Genomic DNA, 17,070 nt, shown 5'->3' with positions numbered 1-17,070 from the left:
AGCCGCACCGCCGTCACCCGCCCTGCGGCTGATCGCCCAGCGGTTACCCGTCCCCCCGTCACCCGTCCCCCCGTCACCCGTCCCGCCGTCAGTCGTCCTGCGGCTTCGGAGAGTCCATGCCAGGCCGTTCCTTCCTCCACAGACCGCGGGTGAAGTCCGGGATCGCCTGCGGTGCCCCGTGCGCCTTGATCGAGGCGTGGCTCAGCGGCACCGGAGCGGTCCAGGTGGCGGCGTCGTAGACGTCGAAGTCCGGTACGAGCCCGAGCCGGATGGACTGCATCAGCCGGAACAGCATGATGTAGTCCATCCCGCCGTGTCCGCCCGGCGGGTCGGAGTGCTCCTTCCACAGCCAGTGGTCCCACTCCGCGTACGCAGAGAAGTCGCCCCACGCGTCGTCCGTGTGGTCCGGCTCTATATAGATCCGCTCCGGGTAGTCCTCGAAGACACCCTTCGTGCCGCCGAGGCTGTTGATCCGCGAGTACGGATGTGGCGTCGACACATCGTGTTCGAGCCGGATCACCCGCCCCTTGGCGGTCTGCACGAGGCTGATGGTCCGGTCGCTCTCGATGTACGTCTCCTTCCAGCTCGGGTCGCCCGGCGGCATGTGCTCGGCGCGGTACTCGGCGAGACCGAGCGAGGGTGTGCCGAAGCTGGAGATGCGGGTGACGCGGTCACCGCGGTTGACGTCCATGTAGTTGGCGACCGGGCCGAAGCCGTGGTTCGGGTAGAGATCGCCGCGCAGCCGGGTGTGCCACAGCCGCCGCCAGGGACCTTCGTAGTAGTCCGGGTCGAACATCAGGCCGCGCAGATCGTGGTTGTAGGCCCCGGCGCCGTGCAGCAGCCGGCCGAACTTCCCCGCGTGCGCCATGCGCAGGACCCGCATCTCGTTGCGTCCGTAGCAGCAGTTCTCCAGCTGCATGCAGTGTCTGCGGGTGCGTTCGGAGAGGTCGACCAGCTCCCAGAGCTGGTCGAGCCGCATCGCGATCGGACACTCCACACCGACGTGCTTGCCGCTCAGCATGGCCGTGCGCGCCATCTCGAAATGCAGGTCCCAGGGCGTCGCCACGTACACGAAGTCCAGGTCACCGCGCGCGCAGAGATCGACGAAGTCGTGCTCGCCCTTCGTGTACGTCGCCGGGGCGGGCTGGCCCGCGGCCACCACCTTGGCCGCGGCTCGCGCGGTCTTGTCCTTGACCGGATCGCACAGCGCGACGACCCGGACGCCGTCGAGGGCCAGGAACAGGTCGATCATGCCGCCGCCGCGGTTGCCGAGTCCGATGATCCCGACCCGCACGGTGCCGCGCCGCTCGAACGGCACGCCGATCATGGTTCGGCCCTGCGCGGCGGGTGCGGCCGGTTCGCCGTCCGGGGCGCTTTCCGCCGGCGCCCCGGACGCGGCGGCGTGCGCGGTGCCGCCACCCGCGAACGCGCCGAGGCCCACCCCCAGGCCCAGTCCCGTTCCGGTGACGCCCGCCGTGCGCAGGACCGAGCGCCGGGAGTGGCCTTCAGGGTTCTTCTCGTCGGGTTCCGGTGTCGCGTTCTCGTCGTGCATCGGACCTCCTCGGTGGGGGAGCGCGGGTTCGCCGCGCTGTCACCCTCCTAGGGGTCGGACCGGGGGACAAGGGGCGGAAGTGGCCAGGGGGTTGGACTTCCGGCACCGGACCTGTGGACTTCCGTGCCCGTCTGGACCGACGTCGTCAGGACGCCTTCTCGGGGTGGGGGACAGGCAGGGTGACGGGCTCTCAGCAGTCGCGCCCCGGCCCCCGGACGGCTTCGACCCCGTCGGGCGGGGCGGGGGTACCGTCGACCAGCGTGTCCAGCAGTCCGCCCAGCACCGCGCGCTGTTCGTCCGTGAGGGGCTCCAGGATGTCCTCCGCGGCCTCCCGGCGTGCGCCGTGCAGCTCCCGCAGCACCCGCACCCCGTCCTCCGTCAGCTCGATGCGGATGACCCGCCGGTTGGTGGGGTCCGGTACGCGCCGTACCTTGCCGCTCGCCTCCAGCCCGTCGACCAGGGTGGTCACGGCCCGCGGCACCACCTCAAGCCGCTCGGCCAGATCGGCCATGCGCGGCGGCGAGCCGTAGTGGGCGAGGGTACGCAGCAGCCGGGACTGGGCCGGGGTGACGCCGAGCCCCCGCGACTGGAGATGGCGCTTCTGGATGCGGTGCACACGGCGGGTCAACCGCAGCAGTTGCTCGGCGAGCAGGCCGTCGGCGTCGGGGGTGTCCATGACGGGAACAATATCAGGATGTAGTTCATTGTGAGTATAGGTAACAATGAGCTATGCTCCGCCAGTCCTCTTCTTCTGACATCCCGTAGGAGCCCATGCCCCGCGACGACATCAACTGGACGCCGCCACCCGTCGAGGCAGGACAGCCCCGGCAGGTGCGCCGCATCCTCACGCTCTTCCGTCCCTACCGCGGCAGGCTGGCCGTCGTCGGCCTGCTCGTCGGCGCCGCGTCCCTGGTCTCGGTCGCCACGCCCTTCCTGCTCAAGGAGATCCTGGACACCGCCATCCCGCAGGGCCGCACCGGCCTGCTGAGCCTGCTCGCGCTGGGCATGATCCTCAGCGCCGTGCTCGGCGGTGTCTTCGGTGTCCTGCAGACCCTGATCTCCACCACGGTCGGCCAGCGCGTCATGCACGACCTGCGCACGGCCGTCTACGACCGGCTGCAGCGCATGTCGCTCGCCTTCTTCACCAGGACACGTACCGGCGAGGTCCAGTCGCGCATCGCGAACGACATCGGCGGGATGCAGGCCACGGTCACCTCGACCGCCACCTCCCTGGTCTCCAACCTCACCAGCGTCGTCGCCACGATCGTCGCGATGGTCGCCCTCGACTGGCGGCTGACCGTCGTCTCGCTGCTCCTGCTGCCGGTGTTCGTGTGGATCAGCCGTCGCGTCGGCAACGAACGCAAGAAGATCACCACCCAGCGCCAGAAGCAGATGGCGGTCATGGCCGCCACGGTCACCGAGTCGCTCTCTGTGAGCGGCATCGTGCTCGGCCGCACGATGGGCCGCTCCGACTCCCTCACCCGCACCTTCGCGGAGGAGTCCGAGAGCCTCGTCGACCTGGAGGTCCGGTCGAACATGGCCGGACGCTGGCGGATGGCCGTCATCGGCATCGTCATGTCCGCCATGCCGGCCGTCATCTACTGGGCCGCGGGAATGGCACTCCAGCTCGGCGGCCCCTCGGTCTCCATCGGCACCCTGGTGGCGTTCGTCTCGCTCCAGCAGGGCCTGTTCCGCCCGGCCGTCAGCCTGCTGTCCACCGGCGTCCAGATCCAGGCCTCGCTCGCCCTGTTCCAGCGCATCTTCGAGTACCTCGACCTGCCCATCGACATCACCGAGCCCGAGCGTCCGGTCCACCTCGACCGGGTCAAGGGCGAAGTGCGCTTCGAGGGCGTCGAGTTCCGGTACGACGACAAGAGCGGCCCGATCCTCGACGGCATCGACGTCACCGTGCCCGCCGGCAGCAGCCTCGCCGTCGTCGGCCGGACCGGCGCCGGAAAATCCACGCTCGGCCACCTCGTCCCGCGTCTGTACGACGTCACGGGCGGGCGCGTCACCCTCGACGGGGTGGATGTGCGCGACCTCGACTTCGACACCCTCGCGCGCGGGATCGGCGTCGTCTCCCAGGAGACGTACCTCTTCCACGCCACGGTCGCCGACAATCTGCGGTTCGCCAAGCCCGACGCCACGGACGAGGAGCTGCGCGCCGCCGCGAAGGCCGCGCAGATCGACGACCACATCACGTCCCTGCCCGACGGTTACGACACGGTGGTGGGGGAGCGGGGGCACCGGTTCTCCGGCGGTGAGAAGCAGCGCCTCGCCATTGCCCGCACCATCCTCCGCGATCCGCCGGTCCTGATCCTCGACGAGGCGACCAGCGCCCTGGACACCCGCACCGAGCGAGCCGTCCAGGAGGCCATCGACGCCCTGTCCGCCAACCGGACGACCATCACCGTCGCGCACCGGCTGTCCACCATTAGGGGCGCCGACCAGATCGTGGTCCTCGACCGCGGGCGTACCGCCGAACAGGGCACGCACGAGGAGCTGTTGGAGCGGGACGGGCGTTACGCCGCCCTGGTCCGCCGGGACGCCCAACTGGAGCCAACAAGATGAAGATATGTCGAGTTTAGGACGATATGCGGGTTAACGTGCCCGCATGCAGAACTACACTCCGCCCACTCCGCCACGGAGAACGATCCGACTGACGCGCCGGGGCCGGACCGCCCTCATCGCGACCGGCGCCGTCGTGGCGGCCACCGCCGTGGCGGTGCCGCTGCTGAGCACGGACGACAAGAAGGAACCCCGGGCCCTGGTGATCCCGGAGGGCTGGCGCACCGGCCAGGTCTACGCGGCCATGGACAAGGCCCTCGCCCTGCCCGCGGGCTCCAGCAAGAAGTCCCTGGACAAGGCCCGCCTCAAGTTGCCGAACGACGCGAGCGGCAACCCCGAGGGCTACCTCTTCCCGGCGACCTATCCCCTCGACAAGAAGTCGACCCCCGCCTCCCTGCTCTCGTACATGGTCGACACGGCGAACAAGAAGTTCGGCGGCGGCACGGTCACGGCCGGGGCCGAGCGCAACGCGATGAACGTCTACCAGACGGTCACCGTCGCGAGCATCGTGCAGGCGGAGGCCGCCACCGAGGCGGACATGGGCAAGGTGGCCCGGGTGATCTACAACCGGCTCGACCGGGGCATGCCGCTGCAGATGGACTCCACCATCAACTACGCGCTCAACCGCAGCACCCTGCGGACCAGCGAGAACGACACGCAGCTCGAAAGCCCGTACAACACGTACGCGCGGATGGGGCTGCCGCCGACACCGATCGCGAATCCCGGTGAGGAGGCCATGCGTGCCGCGGTCGCACCGACCCAGGGCGACTGGCTGTACTTCGTCACCGTCAAGCGGGGCGACACGCGCTTCACGGCCGACTACGAGGAGCACAAGAAGAACGTCGCCGAGTTCAACCGCGCCGGCAAGGGCGCCTCGGCGTCCTCGGGCTGAGCCGGGCCGCGACCACGGCGTGGGAGGCGCTCCCGGGGCCCGCCGCGCCCCTCCGGGGGCGCGGGAAGTCATCACACCGGTGGGCGCGGACCCGCACGGGCGCGACCCACGCAGGTATCCCGCACCCCGAATCCCGCCGGTCAGCCGGCGGCCTCCACGGCGACCGGGGTGACCGGCGCGACAGGGCCGGCCTCGGTGACCCGGGGAGCGTCCGCCAGCAGCCGCCTGATGTCCCGTACCGCCGCCCGGCCGGCACGGTTGGCGCCGATGGTGCTCGCCGACGGCCCGTACCCGACCAGATGGATGCGTGGATCGGCGGCCACCCGGGTCCCTTCGATACGGATGCCTCCGCCGGGCTCGCGCAGCCGCAGCGGAGCCAGATGGTCGACCGCCGCGCGGAAACCGGTCGCCCACAGGATGACGTCCGCTGCCACGCGACGCCCGTCGTCCCACTCCACGCCGTCCGGAGTGATCCGGTCGAACATCGGCAGCCGGTCCAGGACCCCGTCCGCGAGGCCCTGCCGGATCGCGTCGTTGAGCGGCAGCCCGGTCACCGACACGACACTCCTCGGCGGCAGCCCCTGACGGACCCGCTCCTCCACCAGGGCGACGGCCTCCCGGCCCACGTCCTCACTGAACGGCCCCTCCCGGAAGACCGGCGGCCGACGCGTCACCCAGGTGGTCCCGGCCGCGTACGGGGCGATCTCCAGCAGGTGCTGCGTACCGGACGCGCCGCCGCCCACCACGACGACGCGCTGCCCGGCGAAGTCCTGCGGGCCGGCGTACCGGGCCGTGTGCAGCTGCCGCCCCCGGAAGGTCTCCTGACCGGGATAGCGCGGCCAGAACGGCCGGTCCCAGGTGCCGGTCGCGTTGATCAGCGCCCGCGTCGACCACGTACCGTCCGACGTCTCGACGAGCAGTCGGCCCGCGTCGCCCTCACGTACGGCCTTGACGTCGACCGGCCGCCGTACGCGCAGGTCGAAGGCGTGCTCATAGGCGTCGAAGTACTCGGCGACGACCTCGGAGGAGGGCCGGTCGGGATCCGCGTCCGTCAGCTCCATGCCGGGCAGCGCGTGCATGCCGTGCACCTTGCCATACGTCAGGGACGGCCACCGGAACTGCCAGGCGCCGCCCGGCCGCGGCGCGTGGTCCAGGACCACGAAGTCCCGCTCCGGCTCGAAGCCGGTGCGCCGCAGGTGATAGGCGCTGGACAGGCCTGCCTGGCCGGCGCCCACCACGACCACATCGACTTCCCGTACCCGCGCTCCGATGTTGTTCACGCTTCTACCAACTGTGCGGGCGGCGCGGATCTTCCCGGGCGGGCCGGTTCAGGCGGCCGGTTCGGTGCCGAGGTGCTCCCGCAGTGCGGCGCACAGCTCGGCGAACCGTGGGCCGGTGCGATCACGCGGCCGGTCCAGTTCGACCGCGGCCTCGTACGCGATGGCACCCTTGTCCATCACGAGGACACGGTCGGCGAGCAGCACGGCCTCCTCCACGTCGGGCGTGGCCAGCAGTACGGCACAGCCGCGGCGCTGCCACAGTTCGCCGACGAGTCGCTGTGCCCTGACCCGGGCCGGCACGTCCAGGGCGCCGAACGGATCGTCCAGCAGCAGAAGATCGGGCTCGCGTGCCAACACGTCTGTCAGCGAGACCCGTTGGACCTCATCGCCGGCGAATGCCCCGGGCCCGCAACCGGGACTGCTGAGGAGACCGACCTCGGTCGGTGTCCGTTCGGCGGCGGCACGTCGGAATCTGCCGGGCCGTCCGAGCAGTACGGTGCGCCACACCTTCCGCCACGGCGTCGGCGGAGGTGCCCGGAAGGCGACAGCCCTGCGACGCGGTACGAGCACGGTGCCCTCGATGTGGCGGTCGAGCCCGGCAAGGACGCGCAGGAGGGTGGACTTGCCACAACCACTGCGACCCAGGAGCACCACGAACTCGCCGGTGCCGACGGAGAGTTGCAGGTTGTCGATGATCGCGCGGCCGTCGAAGGCGCGGGTCAGCCCTGCCACGCGTACGGCCGGGACGGGTGCCGTCGGCCGGTGTTTCCGGTTGCCCGCCCGGGCGCTGTCGGAGCCGGCGGGAGCACGCTGCGGGCCCTCCGGCCGGTGAACGTCGGTCGCCATCGCGGCAACAGCCTTTCGAGAGAGCACGAGAGAGCACGAGAGAGCCGGGGGAGCACGAGAAGAGCCGAGGGAGCGGGGCCGGGCCGTCAGGAGCGGTGAGGCCGCGCTTCAGCGGCCGGACTTCCGGCCCGGGTTGGGCGGGCGTACGGAAGCGGGGACATGCTGTGGCGCGGCGGGGAAAGCGGTGGGACGGCGTCAGCGGCCGGTGCGACACGCGGCGGAGGCCACCCGCAGCAGGTCGATGTGACCGCGCGTGGTGAGCAGAGCTGAACGCAACATGCCGTCGAACGTAGTCAGCTCGGCCTCGTACGGTCAATGCCGTCTCGCGGAGTGGCGTCGAGTACGACGGGGTCGGCCGGCGGAGGCGGCGCGGAGCGGGCCGACGGGCGACGGGCGACGGGCGACGGGCGACGGGCGACGGGCGACGGGCGACGGGCGACGGGCGACGGAGATCGGATCGAGGGGTGCGGGGCCGTCGCGGGTGTGGAGCCCGGTGTATGGGTCAGGATTGGTTCATGTCCGATGCCTTCACCACCCGTGTCCTGAACATCACCTCCGGATCCAGGGAAACGGTCGTCGACCTCACCCGTGAGTGCGAGGCCTTCCTGCGGGAGGCGGCGGGCGGCCGCGACGGCCTGCTCAATGTCTTCGTGCCCCACGCGACCGCCGGCGTGGCCGTCCTGGAGACGGGAGCGGGCAGCGACGAGGATCTGCTCGCCGCCCTCCACACCCTCCTCCCGGCGGACGACCGCTGGCAGCACTGCCACGGGAGCCCCGGCCACGGCCGCGACCACGTCCTTCCGGCGCTCGTCCCTCCGCACGCCACGCTGCCGGTACTCGCCGGCCGGCTGGAACTGGGGACGTGGCAGTCGGTGTGCCTGGTCGACACCAACAAGGACAACCCCGACCGCACGGTCCGGCTGAGCTTCCTGGGGTGAGCGGGATCGCCCTCGGGGTGGCCGGCACGACAGGCTCCGGGGCCCCTCGGTGCCGGGCTCCGTGTCAGGGGCGCGTCGCGAGTGAGCGGAAGCCGTCTCAGGAGTGTCTCAGGGCTGTCATGGGGTGAGGGGTGTCGTGAGGGCAGTCCGTGTTGTGGGTGACGGACCGCGAAACAGCCGCGGTCGCAGCACGGGGAAGGGCATGACTGCCATGAAGAACAAGCGCTTTGGAATGATCGCCGTATCCGCCGTCGCGGGTGCGCTCCTGCTGACCGCCTGCAACGGGGAAGACGGCGCGAGCGGCGCCGGCTCCGCCGCGAGCGCCGAGTCCGGCGGCCCTGCCACCGGTGGGCACGCGTCATCCGGTACGGAGCACGCCGGTGCGCGGGGCGTCGGCCGGTGGGAGAAGAACGAGGCGGACGCGGCCTTCTTCGGTTCGGTCCTCACCGGTGCCGACGAGGTCCCGGTCGAGGGCGGTCCCGCGGTGGGGGACAAGGACGGGCACGCGCTCGCCCTGATGCGGATCCAGGGCGACCAGGTCTCCTACGCGTTCACCTTCACCGGGACCGGGACTCCGACCCTGGGCCACCTCCACAAGGGCGTCAAGGGTGTCAACGGCGATGTGAAGATCCCCTTCTTCACGAAGAAGCTGGAGGACGGCAAGAAGTTCGTCTTCGGCACGGTCACCGTCGACGACGAGGACTTGCTGGAGGGCATCAGGGCCAACCCCGGCAACTGGTACTTCAACCTCCACACCGGTGAGTTCCCGGGCGGGGCCGTCCGCGGCCAGGCCTACAAGCTCCCCTCCGGTGTCGACGTTCCCGACACCATGAACGAGGACACGCTCACCGCCGTCGTCAAGGACGTCGAGTAGTCGGGGGCGGGGTCCCGGGCGTCCTGCGGGGTCCCGGGCCCCCGCCGACCGGGCACGGCGGGCGCCGACATCGCGTCCCGCGCGGTGTGTGTCCCGGAAGGCCGGGCAGGGGAGAATGGGTCGGCACGCAACGGACTCGACGGTCGACCTTGCCTGAGGCTTAAGGAGCGGGACATGCAGGACGCGCGAGCGGGGCAGGTGGCCGGACCCGGTGACCTCGTCGATGTGGCACGCCTGGTCACGGCGTACTACGCGCTGCACCCCGACCCGGGCGAGCCCGGGCAGCGGGTCGCGTTCGGTACCTCGGGGCACCGCGGCTCGTCGCTCGCGACGGCGTTCAACGAGGACCACATCGCGGCCACCAGCCAGGCCATCTGCGAGTACCGCACCGCCCAGGGCACCGACGGCCCCCTCTTCCTGGGCGCCGACACCCATGCCCTGTCCGAGCCCGCGCGGGTCACGGCCCTTGAGGTGTTCGCCGCCAACGACGTGAGCGTCCTCATCGACCAGGGCGACGGCTACACGCCCACCCCCGCGGTCTCGCACGCCATCCTCACCCACAACCGGGGCCGCACCTCCGGCCTCGCCGACGGGGTGGTGGTCACCCCCTCGCACAACCCGCCCGCCGACGGCGGCTTCAAGTACAACCCCCCGAACGGCGGCCCGGCGGGCTCAGAGGCGACCTCCTGGATCCAGGACCGCGCCAACGAGATCATCACCGCGGGCATGAAGGACGTACGCCGCATCCCCTACACCCGCGCCCTGACCGCACCCGGCACCGGCCGCCACGACTTCCTCGGCACCTACGTCGCCGACCTGCCGAGCGTGCTGGACCTGGACGCGATCCGGGGCGCCGGCGTGCGCATCGGCGCCGATCCGCTGGGCGGTGCCTCGGTCGCCTACTGGGGCCGGATCGCCGAGCAGCACCGGCTGGACCTGACGGTGGTCAACCCGCTCGCCGACCCCACCTGGCGTTTCATGACGCTGGACTGGGACGGCAAGATCCGGATGGACTGCTCCTCGCCGTACGCCATGGCGTCGCTCATCGAGCAGCGCGACCGGTTCGACATCGCCACCGGCAACGACGCCGACGCCGACCGGCACGGCATCGTCACCCCCGACGGGGGCCTGCTCAACCCCAACCACTACCTCGCCGTGGCGATCTCCTATCTGTTCTCGCACCGCGAGGAGTGGCCCGCCGGGGCCGGGATCGGCAAGACCCTCGTATCGTCCGGGATGATCGACCGGGTCGCGGCGGACGTCGGCCGGACCCTGGTCGAAGTCCCGGTCGGATTCAAGTGGTTCGTGGACGGCCTGTCCGACGGGACGCTCGGCTTCGGCGGCGAGGAATCGGCCGGCGCGTCCTTCCTGCGCCGCGACGGCTCGGTGTGGACCACCGACAAGGACGGCATCATCCTGGCCCTGCTCGCCTCCGAGATCACGGCCGTCACCGGCGAGACGCCCTCCCAGCACTACGCGCGGCTCACCGAGCGCTTCGGTGCCCCCGCCTACGCGCGCATCGACGCCCCGGCCTCCCGCGAGGAGAAGGCGCTGCTCGCGAAGCTGTCCCCGCGCCAGGTCACCGCCGACACCCTCGCGGGCGAGCCGGTCACCTCGGTGCTCACCGAGGCCCCCGGCAACGGCGCCGCCCTCGGCGGGGTCAAGGTGTCCACCGCCAACGCCTGGTTCGCGGCCCGACCTTCCGGCACCGAGGACGTCTACAAGATCTACGCGGAGTCCTTCTCCGGCCCGGAGCACCTGCAGCAGATCCAGGAGGAGGCCAGGTCCATGGTGCTCGCGGCCCTGAACACCTGACACCGGCTCCGGCTGCCCGACTCCTCGCGGATGCCGTCGCACCACCGCCAGGACAGGGGCAGATCTCCGAGGCCGCGAGGCCGCGGTGCCGGCCGCCGTCACGCCACTCACCCGGCCGCCGGCGCCGCGGCGCGTTCACTCCCAGACCACGATGTTCCGCCGCACCGGCACGGACGACGCGTCGGTGGCGAACAGCTCGGGTGAGTGCGCGCGGATGCGCTCGATGTCGTCGAAGACGGCTCGCAGATGCGTACGCATGGCCGTGCGGGCGAGCGGGAGGTTCCCGTCGGCGATCGCGTCGAAGATCTCCCGGTGCTGGGTGACGAACACGGCCGGCGACACGTTCTCGTGGAGGCCGAGGCGGCGGGCCCGGTCCAGGTGGCTCTTGGCCGCGGCGACGGTCGTCCAGACGTTCCCGTGCCCGCTCAGCCGCATCAGGCCCTGATGGAACGCCTCGTCCAGAGCGAAGAACTCCTCCAGGCCGAGGTCCGCCCGCCGCTGCCGGTCGAGGTTGTCCCGCAGCGCCCCGACGGCCGCCGGGTCGAGTTCCGCCGGAAGATCGTCCAGCGAGGCGAGTTCCACCGCCTCCCGGAGGAACTGCGCGTCGGCCACCTGCCCGGGGTCGACCCGGGACACGAACGACCCGATCTTGGGGAAGACCTGCACCAGGCCCTCCTGGGCCAGCAGGATCAGGCTCTCCCGCACCGGCGTGCGGCTGACGCCCATCGACGCGGCGAGTTCGTTCTCCGAGAGGGCGGCGCCCGGAGCGAGTTCGAGGGTCAGGACCATCTGGCGCAGTTTCAGATAGATGTCGCGCCGGTTCGTCCGCCCGTTCGTTTGAGCCATGCGCCCATCGTACGTAGAACTGCGCCACAAGTATTGCCGTGCTGCACGACAGATGCTTGTATACAAGCACTTCACGACAGTACCGAGGAGCGCCTGTGAGCAGGATCGAAAGCGTCGAGGTCTTTGTCGCCTCCCCCGGCCGGACCTTCGTCACGCTGCGGATCACCACCACGGACGGGGTGACCGGCCTCGGCGACGCCACGCTCAACGGCCGGGAACTGGCCGTCGCGAGCTATCTGCGCGACCACGTGGTGCCGCTGCTGATCGGCAGGGACCCGTCCCGTATCGAGGACATGTGGCAGTACCTCTACAAGGGCGCCTACTGGCGGCGCGGGCCCGTCACCATGACCGCGATCGCCGCCGTCGACACCGCCCTGTGGGACATCCTGGGCAAGACCGCCGGACTGCCCGTGTACAAGCTGCTCGGCGGCCGGTCCCGCGACGGTGTGCTCGTCTACTCGCACGCCAGCGGCACCGACGTGCCCTCGCTCCTCGACGACGTCCAGCGCTATCTGGAGCTGGGCTACAAGGCCGTACGCGCCCAGGCCGCCGTGCCCGATGTCGGGGGCACGTACGGGGTGCGCAAGGGCAAGGTCTACGAGCCCGCCGCGACCGCGCTGCCGGACGAGCAGCCCTGGGACACCGAGGCCTATCTCGACTTCGCGCCCAGGTATCTGGAGGCGGTACGGGAGCGCTTCGGCTTCGGCTTCCATCTCCTGCACGACGTGCACCACCGGCTCACCCCGAACGAGGCGGCCCGGTTCGGCAAGAGCGTCGAGGCCTCCCGGCTGTTCTGGATGGAGGACCCGACCCCGGCCGAGAACCAGGAGTCCTTCCGGCTGATCCGGCAGCACACCACGACACCCATCGCGGTCGGCGAGGTGATGAACTCGATCTGGGACGTCCAGCACCTCATCACCGAGCAGCTCATCGACTACGTACGCACCACCGTCGTCCACGCGGGCGGCATCACGCATCTGCGCCGGATCTTCGACCTCGCGGCGCTCCACCAGGTGCGGACCGGCTCCCACGGGGCAACCGATCTCTCGCCGGTGAGCATGGCCGCCGCCGTGCACCTCGACATCGCCGTGCCGAACTTCGGCATCCAGGAGCACATGGGCCACCCCGACGAGGCCGCCGAGGTGTTCCGAACGGGGGTGACGTTCGCCGACGGCATGCTCCACCCCTCCGACGAGCCCGGCCTCGGCGTCGAGTACGACGAGAAGGCGGCCGAGCGCTTCCCCTACCAGCGGCGCTACCTCCCGGTCGCCCGCCAGCTCGACGGGTCGGTGCACGACTGGTGAGCACCGACGACCAGTTGAGCCGTGCGGCACTGCTCCGGCTCGCGCCCGGACTGCGGCCCGCCGTCGACCCGGCCGAACTGCGCACCCGTGTCGTCCACTTCGGCCTCGGCGCCTTCCACCGGGCCCACCAGGCCGTGTACACCGAGCACGCCGCCGCCCGTTCCGGGGAGCCCTGGGGCATCACCGCGGTCGCGCCCCGCTCGGCCGGGACCGTGCGCGCCCTGCGGGACCAGGACTGCCTGTACTCGCTCACCGAACGCCGTCCGGACGGACACCTCACACGGGTCGTGGGCTCGGTCGTCGGCGCGCTGGCCATGGGGCCCGACGCCGAGGCCGTCGACGCCCTGCTCGCCGACCCCGAGGTGACGGTCGTGACGCTGACCGTGACGGAGAAGGGCTATCACCGATCGACGTCGACCGGTGGTCTCGACCTCACGGCGGGGCCCGTCGCCGCCGACCTCGCCGCCGCCCCCGACGGCCCGCTCACCACGGTGGTCGGGCGGCTCGCCGCCGGCCTGGCCGCCCGGATGCGGGCGGGCGCGCCCCCGATCTCCGTCGTGTCCTGCGACAACATGGCGGGCAACGGCGCCGCACTGGCCCGGGTCGTCCACGACTTCGTCCGTGCGTCGGCCTGGCCGGACCGCTCGGAGATCCTGGACCGGATGGCCGGGGCCGTCGCCTTCCCCGCGACCGTCGTGGACCGGATCGTGCCCGCCACCGGAGAAGCCGACCGGGCGACGGCCGCCGCCGCGCTCGGCGTACGGGACGCGCTCGCCGTGACGGCCGAGCCGTACCGGCAGTGGGTCCTTGAGGACTCCTTCTCCGCGCCCCGGCCGCCCTGGGAGCTCGACGGCGCCCTGTTCGTCCCGGACGTGACCCCCTACCAGCTCACCAAACTGCGGCTGCTGAACGGCTCCCACTCCGCCCTCGCCCACCTCGGCCTGGCCGCCGGACTCGGCACGATCGCCGAGACCATGGCGACGGACTGGGGCGAGCGTCTCGTACGGGCGCTGTGCGCGGAGATGGCACCCACCCTCCCCGCGGGCGGCCCGGACCCCGTCGCGTACGCCGAAGACCTCGTCGTACGTTTCCGCAACCCCGCCATGCGTCATCTGCTGCGGCAGATCGGCTCCGACGGATCGCTGAAGATCATGGAGCGCTGGCTGCCCACCCTGCGCGAACTGCGCGCCCGCGGCGCGAGCCCTTCGGCGATCCCGGTGACCCCGGTGACCCCGGTGCTGGAACTCGCCCTCGCCGGCTGGGCGCACGGCATCCGCCGGGCCGACGCCTCCTCCGGTGCCGGTGCTCCCGCCCGTTCCGGCGCGCCTTCCGATCCCGCCGCCGAGGCGCTCGCCGCCTGCTGGGGGACCGCGATGCGCCCCGCCGAGACGGTACGCGCGCTGCTGCGCGTCCTGGGCGCGGCGGATCTGGCGGACGACGACGCCCTCACGGCAGCTGTCGCGGACCGGCTCCCCGCCCTGGACGCCGGACGCGTCGAGCTCTGACCCCGCATCAGGCCGCCGCGTCCGGCCCCCTACCTGGCCGCCCCCTACCTGGCCCCGTACCTGACCCCTCCTGCCCCCGTCCCCCACAGCTTCCTCGGTCACGAACAACGGAGTTCACGATGAAGGACAGCGTCATAGCCGCCCAGCAGACGCCTTCCGCCCAGCGCAGCACCCGCGACCTGACCCGCGCCGCCGTCTCGGGCTGGCTCGGTACGGCCATGGAGTTCATGGACTTCCAGCTCTACTCGCTGGCCGCCGCGATCGTCTTCAACAAGATCTTCTTCCCGGACGTCAGCCCGGCCATCGGACTGATCGCCGCAATGGCCACCTACGGCGTCGGGTACGTCGCCCGGCTCGCCGGGGCCGTCTACTTCGGGCGGATGGGCGACCGGCTCGGCCGCAAGAAGGTCCTGTACATCACCATCCTGCTGATGGGCGCCTCCACCACCCTGATCGGCGCCCTGCCCACGTACGCCACCATCGGCATCCTCGCGCCGATCCTGCTCGTCGCACTGCGGCTGGTACAGGGCTTCGGCGCGGGCGCCGAGATCGCCGGGGCCACCGTCATGCTGGCCGAGTACGCGCCCGTCAAGCGGCGCGGCCTGATCTCCTCGCTGGTCTCGCTCGGCACGAACTCCGGGACGCTCGCCGCGTCGGGCCTGTGGGCCATCCTGCTCGCCGTGCTCAGCGAGGACCAACTGCTCTCCTGGGGCTGGCGGTTGCCCTTCCTGCTCAGCTTCGGCCTGATGATCTTCGCGGTCTGGGTGCGGCGCAGCCTCAAGGAGAGCCCGGTCTTCGAGGAGCGTCCCGACGTCGTCGACGGTGTGGCGCTGGCGCGTGACGAGGTCGAGTCCGTGATCGCCACCGCCGACGAGCACGAGGGCAGCGTCCTGGCGGCGGGCATCCGGCAGCGCAAGGGCAAGGCGTTCTTCCTGGCGCTGGGCCTGCGTTTCGGCCAGGCCGGCAACTCCGGGCTGATGCAGACGTTCCTCGTCGGCTACATCGCCACCAACCTCGCGGTCGGCAGGTCCGTGCCGACGGACGCGATCGTGTACGGCTCACTGGCCGGCTTCGCCACCGTGCCACTGATCGGCCTGCTGGGCGACCGCTTCGGACGCCGCTCGATCTACCTCGCCCTCTCCGCGCTGACCGTCGTCCTCGCCTTCCCGGTGATGCTGCTCATCACCTCCGGATCGACCCCGGGCGTGATGCTCGGCATGGTCCTCGGCCTGAACGTCGGAGTCCTCGGGCTGTTCTCGCTCGAAAGCGTCACGATGGCCGAACTCTTCGGCTCCCGCACCCGGTTCACCCAGCTCGCGCTCTCCAAGGAGATCGGCGGCATCCTCGCCACCGCGATCGGCCCGGTTCTCGCGGCCACGCTCACCGCCGTCACCGACAGCTGGTGGCCCATCGCCGCCATGCTCATCGTCTACTCCCTCATCACCTTCGTCAGCGCGTACCTCGCCCCCGAGACACGCGGACGCGACCTGGTCCGGCTGGAGGACGCCGTATGAACACGCTCACCCCTCAGACGCTCACCCCCCCGACGCTCACCCCCCGCATGAGGGCGGTCGTGGTGCACGGCCCCGGCGACGTACGCGTCGACGAGCGGGCCCGGCCCGCACCCGGCGCCGGCGAGGTGCTGCTGGCCGTGGAGTGGGGCGGGATCTGCGGATCCGACGTCGCGTACTGGAGGAAGGGGGCGTCCGGCACCGCTTCGCTCACGCATCCGCTGGTGCTCGGCCACGAGTTCGCGGGCCGGATCACCGAACTCGGCTCCGGCGTCACCGGTCTCGACGTGGGACAGGCGGTCACCGTCCATCCGGCCAGCCTGGTCGGCGACGGCGTCCTGCCCGAGCGGCTCGCCGGACGGACGAACCTCTACCCGCGCGTCCGCTACTTCGGCTCCGCGGCCTTCGAACCGCACACCGACGGCGGGTTCAGCGAGTACCGGACGGTCGACGCGGCCCAGATCCGGCCGCTGCCGGACGGCGTGACCACCGAACAGGGCGCCCTCGCCGAGCCGTTGGCCGTCGCACTGCACGCCGTCGGGCGGGTCCCCGAACTGCGCGGCCGTACGGTCCTGGTCAACGGCTGCGGCCCGATCGGCTCCCTGGTCGTCGCCGCCGCCCGGTACCGCGGTGCGGGCCGAGTGATCGCCGCGGACCTGTCGTCGTCCTCGCTCGCCGTCGCCCGCGCCATGGGTGCCGACGAGACACGCGACCTCTCGGCCGGCGAGGGGCTGCCCGAGGACGTGGACGTGGTTGTCGAGGCGTCCGGCGCCCCGGCCGCGCTCGGACCGGTGCTGCGGGCCACCGCGCGGGGCGGCACCCTCGTCCAGGTCGGCAACCTGCCCGGTACGGCCGTGGCGGCGGCCCTCGGCGACCTGGTGACCCGGGAGATCACCTGGATCGGCTCGTACCGCTTCGTCGAGGAGATCGACGACGCGCTGCACGCACTCGGGGACGGCCTGGACGTGACCCCGCTGATCACTCACCGCTTCCCGCTGGAACGGGCCGAGGAGGCGCTCGCCGTCGCCGCCGACCCGGGCAGCGGAAGCAGCAAGGTCATGCTGAGGCTGCGCTCCGTCTGAACCTTGGGCCCCGTCCGCCGCAGCCGATCACCCCCAGGCTCGTTCACCCCTTCCGCC

15 protein-coding genes are annotated in these 17,070 nt (G+C 71.5%); 9 read left to right on the top strand and 6 right to left on the bottom strand.

Annotation, left to right across the window (positions count from 1 at the left end):
• Positions 1–88: 88 nt before the first annotated feature.
• Positions 89–1,552: a Gfo/Idh/MocA family protein gene (locus ACH4DZ_RS23525; protein WP_398289267.1), complete on the bottom strand. Its 1,464-nt coding sequence runs from the start codon at positions 1,550–1,552 to the stop codon at positions 89–91.
• A gap of 190 nt (positions 1,553–1,742) precedes the next feature.
• Positions 1,743–2,228 (bottom strand): MarR family winged helix-turn-helix transcriptional regulator, encoded by a 486-nt coding sequence (locus ACH4DZ_RS23520; protein ID WP_398289266.1) that lies wholly within the window; start codon positions 2,226–2,228, stop codon positions 1,743–1,745.
• Positions 2,229–2,323: 95 nt separating this feature from the next.
• Between ACH4DZ_RS23520 and ACH4DZ_RS23515 the strand changes: the two genes are divergently transcribed.
• Positions 2,324–4,123 (top strand): ABC transporter ATP-binding protein, encoded by a 1,800-nt coding sequence (locus tag ACH4DZ_RS23515; RefSeq protein ID WP_398289265.1) that lies wholly within the window; start codon positions 2,324–2,326, stop codon positions 4,121–4,123.
• Between the two features lie 43 nt (positions 4,124–4,166).
• Complete coding sequence (gene mltG, locus ACH4DZ_RS23510) at positions 4,167–5,012, top strand: endolytic transglycosylase MltG (protein ID WP_398289264.1); 846 nt, start codon at positions 4,167–4,169, stop codon at positions 5,010–5,012.
• Positions 5,013–5,152: 140 nt separating this feature from the next.
• On the opposite strand, the gene ACH4DZ_RS23505 is transcribed toward mltG, so the two are convergent.
• From ACH4DZ_RS23505 to ACH4DZ_RS23495, 3 genes are all read right to left on the bottom strand, one after another.
• Positions 5,153–6,292, bottom strand: a complete 1,140-nt coding sequence (locus tag ACH4DZ_RS23505; RefSeq protein WP_398289263.1) for an NAD(P)-binding domain-containing protein — start codon at positions 6,290–6,292, stop codon at positions 5,153–5,155.
• Between the two features lie 48 nt (positions 6,293–6,340).
• Entirely contained in the window at positions 6,341–7,138 is a 798-nt protein-coding gene (locus ACH4DZ_RS23500; RefSeq protein ID WP_398289262.1) for an ABC transporter ATP-binding protein, read from the bottom strand.
• Positions 7,139–7,333: 195 nt separating this feature from the next.
• Entirely contained in the window at positions 7,334–7,417 is an 84-nt protein-coding gene (locus ACH4DZ_RS23495) for a putative leader peptide (RefSeq protein ID WP_366784861.1), read from the bottom strand.
• 236 nt (positions 7,418–7,653) lie between these two features.
• Between ACH4DZ_RS23495 and ACH4DZ_RS23490 the strand changes: the two genes are divergently transcribed.
• The 3 genes from ACH4DZ_RS23490 to pgm all read left to right on the top strand — a co-directional run bounded on the left by ACH4DZ_RS23490 (position 7,654) and on the right by pgm (position 10,765).
• On the top strand, positions 7,654–8,076 hold the full coding sequence (locus ACH4DZ_RS23490) for a secondary thiamine-phosphate synthase enzyme YjbQ (protein WP_398289261.1): 423 nt from the start codon (positions 7,654–7,656) through the stop codon (positions 8,074–8,076).
• Between the two features lie 202 nt (positions 8,077–8,278).
• Entirely contained in the window at positions 8,279–8,950 is a 672-nt protein-coding gene (locus ACH4DZ_RS23485; RefSeq protein ID WP_398289260.1) for a CHRD domain-containing protein, read from the top strand.
• A gap of 174 nt (positions 8,951–9,124) precedes the next feature.
• Positions 9,125–10,765 carry a phosphoglucomutase (alpha-D-glucose-1,6-bisphosphate-dependent) gene (gene pgm, locus ACH4DZ_RS23480; RefSeq protein ID WP_398289259.1) on the top strand — a complete coding sequence of 547 codons (1,641 nt, stop codon included), beginning with the start codon at positions 9,125–9,127 and terminating at the stop codon, positions 10,763–10,765.
• 135 nt (positions 10,766–10,900) lie between these two features.
• Here pgm and ACH4DZ_RS23475 read toward each other — a convergent pair whose 3' ends face one another.
• Positions 10,901–11,611: a GntR family transcriptional regulator gene (locus ACH4DZ_RS23475; RefSeq protein ID WP_398289258.1), complete on the bottom strand. Its 711-nt coding sequence runs from the start codon at positions 11,609–11,611 to the stop codon at positions 10,901–10,903.
• A 95-nt stretch (positions 11,612–11,706) separates the two neighbouring features.
• On the opposite strand from ACH4DZ_RS23475, the gene manD reads away from it, so the two are divergent.
• The 4 genes from manD (at position 11,707) to ACH4DZ_RS23455 (ending at position 17,013) form a co-directional block, all read left to right on the top strand.
• The gene (gene manD / locus ACH4DZ_RS23470; RefSeq protein ID WP_398289257.1) at positions 11,707–12,915 is read left to right on the top strand and encodes a D-mannonate dehydratase ManD; all 1,209 of its coding nucleotides are present in this window, start codon (positions 11,707–11,709) and stop codon (positions 12,913–12,915) included.
• The gene (locus tag ACH4DZ_RS23465; protein WP_398289256.1) at positions 12,912–14,420 is read left to right on the top strand and encodes a mannitol dehydrogenase family protein; all 1,509 of its coding nucleotides are present in this window, start codon (positions 12,912–12,914) and stop codon (positions 14,418–14,420) included. The genes manD and ACH4DZ_RS23465 overlap by 4 nt, the downstream gene beginning before the upstream one ends.
• Positions 14,421–14,539: 119 nt before the next feature.
• Complete coding sequence (locus ACH4DZ_RS23460; RefSeq protein ID WP_398289255.1) at positions 14,540–15,934, top strand: MFS transporter; 1,395 nt, start codon at positions 14,540–14,542, stop codon at positions 15,932–15,934.
• Entirely contained in the window at positions 15,931–17,013 is a 1,083-nt protein-coding gene (locus ACH4DZ_RS23455; RefSeq protein ID WP_398289254.1) for an L-idonate 5-dehydrogenase, read from the top strand. Before ACH4DZ_RS23460 ends, ACH4DZ_RS23455 begins: the two co-directional genes overlap by 4 nt.
• Positions 17,014–17,070: the final 57 nt, after the last annotated feature.

The sequence above is a fragment of the Streptomyces sp. NPDC017991 genome, assembly GCF_044328075.1.
GTDB lineage: Bacteria > Actinomycetota > Actinomycetes > Streptomycetales > Streptomycetaceae > Streptomyces.
Note: the sequence above shows the minus strand (reverse complement) of the source record. Positions and strands in the feature narration are given on the sequence as shown.